This is a genomic window from Gloeocapsa sp. DLM2.Bin57, from assembly GCA_007693955.1.
Classification (GTDB): Bacteria; Cyanobacteriota; Cyanobacteriia; order Cyanobacteriales; family Gloeocapsaceae; genus Gloeocapsa.
In genome coordinates, this window is sequence record RECR01000092.1 from 1 (window position 1) to 7,194 (window position 7,194).

General features: G+C 40.2%; 4 protein-coding genes. 3 read left to right on the forward strand and 1 reads right to left on the reverse strand.

Annotated features, from left to right (window positions below; translation table 11 throughout):
* The first annotated feature begins 144 nt into the window (after positions 1 to 144).
* Positions 145 to 1,101, forward strand: a complete 957-nt coding sequence (locus EA365_12340) for a hypothetical protein (GenBank protein TVQ43578.1) — start codon at positions 145 to 147, stop codon at positions 1,099 to 1,101.
* On the opposite strand, the gene EA365_12345 is transcribed toward EA365_12340, so the two are convergent.
* The gene (locus EA365_12345) at positions 1,068 to 2,318 is read right to left on the reverse strand and encodes a bifunctional folylpolyglutamate synthase/dihydrofolate synthase (GenBank protein ID TVQ43579.1); all 1,251 of its coding nucleotides are present in this window, start codon (positions 2,316 to 2,318) and stop codon (positions 1,068 to 1,070) included. The two genes, EA365_12340 and EA365_12345, sit on opposite strands and share 34 nt — an antisense overlap.
* A 377-nt stretch (positions 2,319 to 2,695) precedes the next feature.
* Between EA365_12345 and EA365_12350 the strand changes: the two genes are divergently transcribed.
* Together EA365_12350 and EA365_12355 are read left to right on the forward strand one after the other, a co-directional pair.
* Entirely contained in the window at positions 2,696 to 5,269 is a 2,574-nt protein-coding gene (locus EA365_12350) for a DUF3536 domain-containing protein (GenBank protein ID TVQ43580.1), read from the forward strand.
* A gap of 10 nt (positions 5,270 to 5,279) precedes the next feature.
* On the forward strand, positions 5,280 to 7,007 hold the full coding sequence (locus EA365_12355; GenBank protein TVQ43581.1) for a succinate dehydrogenase/fumarate reductase flavoprotein subunit: 1,728 nt from the start codon (positions 5,280 to 5,282) through the stop codon (positions 7,005 to 7,007).
* The last annotated feature ends 187 nt before the right edge of the window (positions 7,008 to 7,194 follow it).

The window sequence follows — 7,194 nt, forward strand, 5'->3', positions numbered from 1 at the left end:
TTATATACAGAATCAAGATGAAATAAAATAAGGACGCGATTCATCTCACGCTTATTTGAGAAAATAAAGCTTGAGGCTTCTCGCGGTTAAGCTAAGATTAGGATGTTTTAAATTGGTATAGAATAGCTCATATCTTACTCTACTATGTTAAAAACCAGTTTTGTTGTCGCCCTTTTACTGACTATCCTACCTAATCAGCTGATCTTAGCACAGTCGGTAGATACTCCTTCTCCTCCTGTTTTACTAACCCCGGAAGAGGATAACCTCAGTTTTACAGAAGCAGTTTCAGCAGAAATTAACCGCGCGAGAACTAATCCCGCGGGTTATGCTGATTGGTTAGAAAGTTTAAAACCCTATTTTGAGGATAACTTATTACAGTTACCCGATACAGAAGGGGTTACTATCCAAGAAGGAGTAGCAACTTTAGAAGAGGCGATCGTTTTTTTACGTTCTCAAACTCCTCTAACTGCTATTAATAGCACTGAATCGTTGAATAGTGTCGCCCAACGTATCCTCAGAAATCCGACTAGAGTTAGCACTTATCAAAGTAGTTCTAGTGAAGCTAGTACAGCAAGTCTCCTTGTCCTTAAATTAATCCTAGATGATGGTGACCCTAATCGCCCCAATCGTCAACGTCTTTTTCAACCTGATTTAGCTAATAATGGGATTGCTTGTCAACCAGAAGAAGATGTAAATCTCTGTGTGATTGCTTTTGAACAAACTAGTCAAACTCCTGTAACCACAATTCAACCCGATCCTAGTACTCAACTAGAAGTTATTTTAGAAGTAGAAGGAGCACTGCAAGCTACTTCTCAAAAATTATCCTCTGATAATAGTTTATATGAACTCCATCCTCTCGAAGGTACTCAAGGACAATCTTGGACTATTAGTTTAGAAAGCGATGATTTTGATACTTATTTAGCCATTATGGATAGTGAGAACAATATTCTTGCTCAAAATGACGATATTGACGAAAATAACACCAATTCTCGCTTAACAATTACTTTGACTGAAGATGGTATGTACTATATCATCGTTAATTCCTATGATCCTTTAGGTAGGGGTAGCTATCGATTAGTAGTGGAAACAGATAAAAAGTAACCCACTAGATAGAGAGAACCGCATAAAACCGTTAAACCCTCGGTTTTCGTTAAAGATTCCTCTAAAGCGTTAAATAAGTCCCCAAAAGTTCGACAATCTCTGAGTTGGGGACAAATAGCTAACCCTAACTTTTGTAAGGTTTCAGGATCTGCTGTACTATGATCTCGAACGGGGACTAAGTATAATTCATCCCCAGGACGTAATAAAGCTGTTAAAATTTGCTCATGGTCTTTGGTAGAAAGCATACCCATTACCCAAGTAATCGGAGTTTTGAGGGTATCTACATAATTACGTAAGGCGATCGCCGCAGCCGGATTATGTGCACCATCGATTAATAATCGATAATTATGCCAGTTTACCCACTGAATACGACCTAACCACTTAGTTTTAGCCATTCCCTCTTGTATTTGACTAGGGGTTATCTGAAAACCTTGTTGTTGCAAAATCTTGAAAGTGGCGATCGCTATAGCTGAATTGAGTAACTGTATTTCTCCCAACAGAGGTAAAGGATAGGTGATATCCTCATAAATAGCCCAAGATTTCTCTAATTCTAAAGGTTTAGCCGCTTTTACCCAAACCGCGGGACAATTCAACTCCACTAAGCGAGATTTGACTACAGCTTCTGCTTCAGCAGTTAATTGACCTAAAATAGCAGGACAACCAGTTTTTAAGATACCCGCTTTTTCTGTCGCTATAGCAGTTAAAGTTGAACCGAGTTGTTGCCAATGTTCTCGGCTTATAGAAGTAATAATACTAGCTAAAGGGCGATCGCAGACGTTAGTAGCATCTAATCTTCCTCCTAAACCTACCTCTATCACTGCTACATCTACCTTTTCTTGAGCAAAATATAACCAAGCAGCGGCGGTAATTACTTCAAATTGGGTGGGTGTTTCCGTGTCAGGGGCGATCGCCTGAATCGTCGTTTCTAATGCTTCTTTTAATCTGGTAGTAGTTATCGGTTGTTCATTAAGACAAATTCTTTCTGTCCAATCTACCAAATGGGGAGAAGTATAACGTCCTACTCGATAACCTGCCTCTGTTAGTACAGCAGAAAGATAAGCACATACTGAACCTTTACCATTAGTTCCAGTCACATGAATAATCGGAACAATTGACTGAGGATTCCCTAAATTAGCTAAAAGATTTTTAATCCTAGTTAAACCCAAGTGAACACCGAAACGTTGAAAAGGTTTTAAAATGTGATTAATTTCCGACATTTGCGTTTATTTGGTTCAATCGTCATGTAGCGTTAGTAGTTGATAAATGAAATTGTAGATTTAGGTAATTATGGCGATCGCCTGAGTGCCTTTTCCATGAGTACCTATAACCAATAACTTTTACTTATTACCATAGATACACCGATAGCCTACTAAGATTATTTCTCTTAATTGATCAAGATCCATAGCCTTGAGATTTAATTATCAATTTAATTTTATCAAGTTTTGGTTAGACCTTGACAAACTAAATAAAAGTTAAAAGTATTTTTACCTTGATTAGATAATTAGTTAGAATTAAAAGAGTTTGTAAATAGTCAATTAATTTAGTCAGGAAATCTTGACTAAATAGCAGCAATTATTGAGAATTTCAGAATCTTATGAATATTAGCACCAACCAAATGGCAAGAGAATCAGCCATAACCTCCACAGAAAAAGCTACAGGAGTATATATAACTGTTCATGGTCATTTTTATCAACCCCCCCGAGAAAATCCCTATTTAAATACTATCGAAAGACAACCTAGCGCTCATCCCTTTCACGATTGGAATGAGAGAATATATCATGAGTGTTATCGTCCTAACGCTTTTGCTAGAATTCTTAACGATCAATCAGAAGTGATTAATATTGTTAATAACTTTGAATATTTGAGCTTCAATATCGGTGCAACCTTGATGTCTTGGTTAGAAAACTATGACCTAGAGGTATATAATCGGATCATTGAGGGAGATAGATTAAGCAGAGAAAGACTTAATGGACACGGAAACGCGATCGCCCAAGTCTATAACCATATCATTCTACCCCTAGCCAATAAAAAAGACAAACAGACGCAAATACGTTGGGGAAAACAAGACTTTCGGACTCGTTTTGGACGTGATCCCGAGGGAATGTGGTTAGCAGAAACCGCCGTTGACCACGAAACCCTAGAAACTTTGATTGAAGAAGGGATCAAATTTACCATCCTAGCCCCATCTCAAGCCGAACGTTGTCGCCCCATTCCTAACCCTAATCAAGCCAATCCTGGCTGGATAGAAGTAGGGGGATCACAAATAGATCCTACACGTCCCTATCGTTGTTTTATTGATGATGATAGATATATAGATATATTCTTTTACGATGGTCCAATCTCTCGGGATATGGGTTTTAACGACGTCCTCAACAGTTCCCAAATTTTTGCAGGAAGAATAGCCCAAGCCATTAAAGGGGACCACCGTCAGAGCCAAATCATTAGCGTAGCTACCGACGGCGAAACCTTTGGACATCATAAAGATAGTACAGAAAAATGTTTGGCCTATGCTTTTACTAAAGAATTCCCCGCCAAAGGTTGGACAGTAACTAATTATGCACATTATCTGAGTCTGAATACTCCCCAATGGGAAGTAATCCTCAAACCAGTTACAGCCTGGAGTTGTGCCCATGGAGTCGATCGCTGGCAAGATGATTGCGGTTGTGGAGGTGGAGGTGGTTGGCATCAACGCTGGCGACGTCCTCTCAGAGATAGTTTAAACTGGTTAAGAGATGAATTAATCAGTATTTATACTCACATGGGTGGTAAGCTCTTGCGGGATGTTTGGTTAACCAGAGATGAATATATCGAAGTAATTTTAGATCGTAACCCAACCAACGTAGAAAAATTCCTCTCTCGTCACCAAAAACATACTCTAACACCTTCAGAAAGAATCGACGCCTTACGCTTATTAGAAATGCAGCGACACTCTCTGTTAATGTTTACTAGCTGTGGTTGGTTTTTTGAAGAAATTTCTCGCCCCGAAGGAGTACAAATCCTACGCTACGCATCCAGAGCCATGGAATTAGCAGCAGAAGTATCGGGAATACAGTTAGAAAAAGAATTCCTAGAGTTATTAGATCTAGCCCCTAGTAATGTAGATATATTCGGTACTGGTGGAATAGTTTACGATCGCCTAGTAGTTTCAGCTCAAATAACCTTTGAACAAGTAGCAGCTCACTACGCCATTAGTTCTCTATTACTAGACTACGATACCACAGAAAGAATCTACTGTTATAACATTCAACAGCTAGACTATCAAAAACAACAAATCGGCGGTTTGACTCTAGCCGTAGGGCAAATTCGCCTAGTATCAGAAATAACTTGGGAAAGTTGTCATCTAGTTTTTGGAGTTTTACATCTAGGAGGTTGGGATTTTCACTGCTGTATTCAACAATTCTCAGGAAGGAATCTCTATAGTCAGTTGAAAATAAAACTGTTTGAAACCCTAACCGCAGCTAGTGCAGCTAAAATGATTCTAGATATGAGTGAGTTATTCGGTAATAAAACCTTTGGGTTGCAACAGTTATTCACCGAAGAACGTCATAAAATCATGAAATTATTGACTAAAAATACCAAAAAAAGCCTGGATCAGTTGTATAATCAGGTATATCGGGATAATTATGGGATTTTGGCAGCCTTTCAACGAGATGAGTTACCAGTACCTTTAGAATTACAAGTAGCAGCAGAAGTAGCTCTATCCCATCGGTGTTTACAAGCGATCGCCTCCTTAGAAAAAGCAACAGATAACCCAACCCAAATGATCGTTTATTTGAGCGAATTAGAAGCGATCGCCGAAGAAGCGAACTATTTCCACTGTCAATTAGATATACCCGTCGAGCAGAAAAGCAACCTAGAAAAGCTAATCTATCAAACAATTTGGCAAATTCTCCAAGACGGCGATCCCCAAAACCTAGAAGCAGATATAGCCAGACTAGAACAAATACTCACAGTAGCCGAACAACTCCACCTGGGTTTATCCCTAGATAAAGCCCAAGAAATCTATTTCTACTATTTACAGGAGCAAATCTCACCCGTCTGCTTTTCAGAGATAAGCGATGATTATAATGGTAATGGCGCTCCCTCATGTCGTTGGCGCCGAGAACAACTCCCTAGTCTATTGCAATTAGGTCAAAAATTAGCCATAGACGTTACTCCTTACTTGTGAGAATCAAAGCATGTTAGAACATGATATAATTATAGTTGGCGGTGGTTTAGCAGGATCTAGAGCAGCACTAGAAATCAAACGCAAAGATCAAAATCTTAATGTCGCTTTAGTAGCTAAAACTCACCCCATTCGCTCCCACTCTGTAGCCGCACAAGGTGGAATTGCCGCAACCCTCAATAATGTAGATCCAGAGGATACCTGGGAAGCCCACGCTTTTGATACCGTCAAAGGTTCAGACTATCTCGCCGATCAAGACGCGGTAGAATTATTAACCAAAGAAGCACCATCGGTCATTATTGACTTAGAACATATGGGGGTACTCTTCTCCCGTCTCCCTGATGGTAGAATCGCTCAAAGAGCTTTTGGAGGACATTCTCATAAACGTACCTGTTACGCAGCTGACAAAACAGGACACGCTATGCTCCACGAATTGGTTAATAACCTGCGTCGTCATGGTGTACAAATCTATGATGAATGGTACGTCATGGATTTGATTCTAGAAGAGGGAGAAGCCAAAGGTTTAGTGATGTACCATCTCCTCGATGGCAAACTAGAAATAGTCAGAGCCAAAGTAGTGATGTTAGCTACAGGAGGTTACGGAAGAGTCTTTAATACTACTTCAAATGACTACGCCTCCACAGGAGATGGGTTAGGCATGAGCGCCAGCCTGGGTATTCCCCTAGAAGATATGGAGTTTGTCCAATTTCACCCCACAGGATTATACCCAGTAGGAGTGCTTATCTCCGAAGCAGTAAGGGGAGAAGGCGCTTATTTAATCAATAGCAACGGCGATCGCTTTATGGCAAATTACGCCCCGAAACAAATGGAATTAGCCCCAAGAGATATCACTTCTCGCGCTATTACCCTAGAAATTCGCGCAGGAAGGGGAGTTAATATCGATGGTAGCGCCGGTGGACCTTTTATTTACCTGGATTTACGCCATATGGGTAAAGAAAAAATTATGAGTCGTGTTCCCTTTTGTTGGGAAGAAGCCCACCGACTCCTAGGGATAGACGCAGTACATCAACCTATGCCCGTACGTCCAACAGCTCACTACTCTATGGGAGGAATACCAGTTAATACCAGTGGACAAGTGCGCAGTGGTGTAGATGGCTTGGTAGAAGGTTTATTCGCAGCAGGGGAATGCGCCTGTGTCTCTGTACATGGGGCCAATCGTCTTGGGAGTAATTCCCTGTTAGAATGCGTCGTCTATGGCAAAATTACAGGGGCTGCGATCGCTAATTACGTGCAAAAACGTCAACTCCCCAATTTTAATCCTCAAACTTATCTCAATAAAGCTCAAGGTAAACTACAAACTCTGTTGAATCAATCGGGAAATGTACGTATTGCTCAACTGCGTCAAGAATTACAAGATTGTCTAAGCGATCATTGTGGAGTTTTTCGCACTGAAGCTAATATGCAAGAGGGTTTAACCGCATTAAATCAACTTAAACAACGTTATCAACAACTGCAATTAGGCGATCGCGGTACTTGTTGGAATACCGAATTAATCGAAGCTTTAGAATTAGCTAACTTATTGATAGTTGGCGAAATAATTCTTACTTCAGCTTTAAACCGTCAAGAAAGTCGTGGCGCCCATTCTCGGGAAGATTACCCCCAACGAGATGATCAAAACTTTCTACAACATACCCTGGCTTACTATTCTCCCACGGGAATTGATATCGCTTATCTACCTGTAGTGATCAATCGTTTCCCTCCTCAAGAAAGGAAATATTGACGAATACATCTTTTCTGTGCACAATCTAAACAAACCTAAACATTAGCTCTAGGAATGGGATGATTAACTAGGGCGCTTTTCAACCGCCCCTTTAGCTTAACCGCGAGAAGCCTCAAGCTTTATTTTCTCAAATAAGCGTGAGATGAATCGCGTCCTTATTTTATTTCATCTTGATTCTGTATATAAG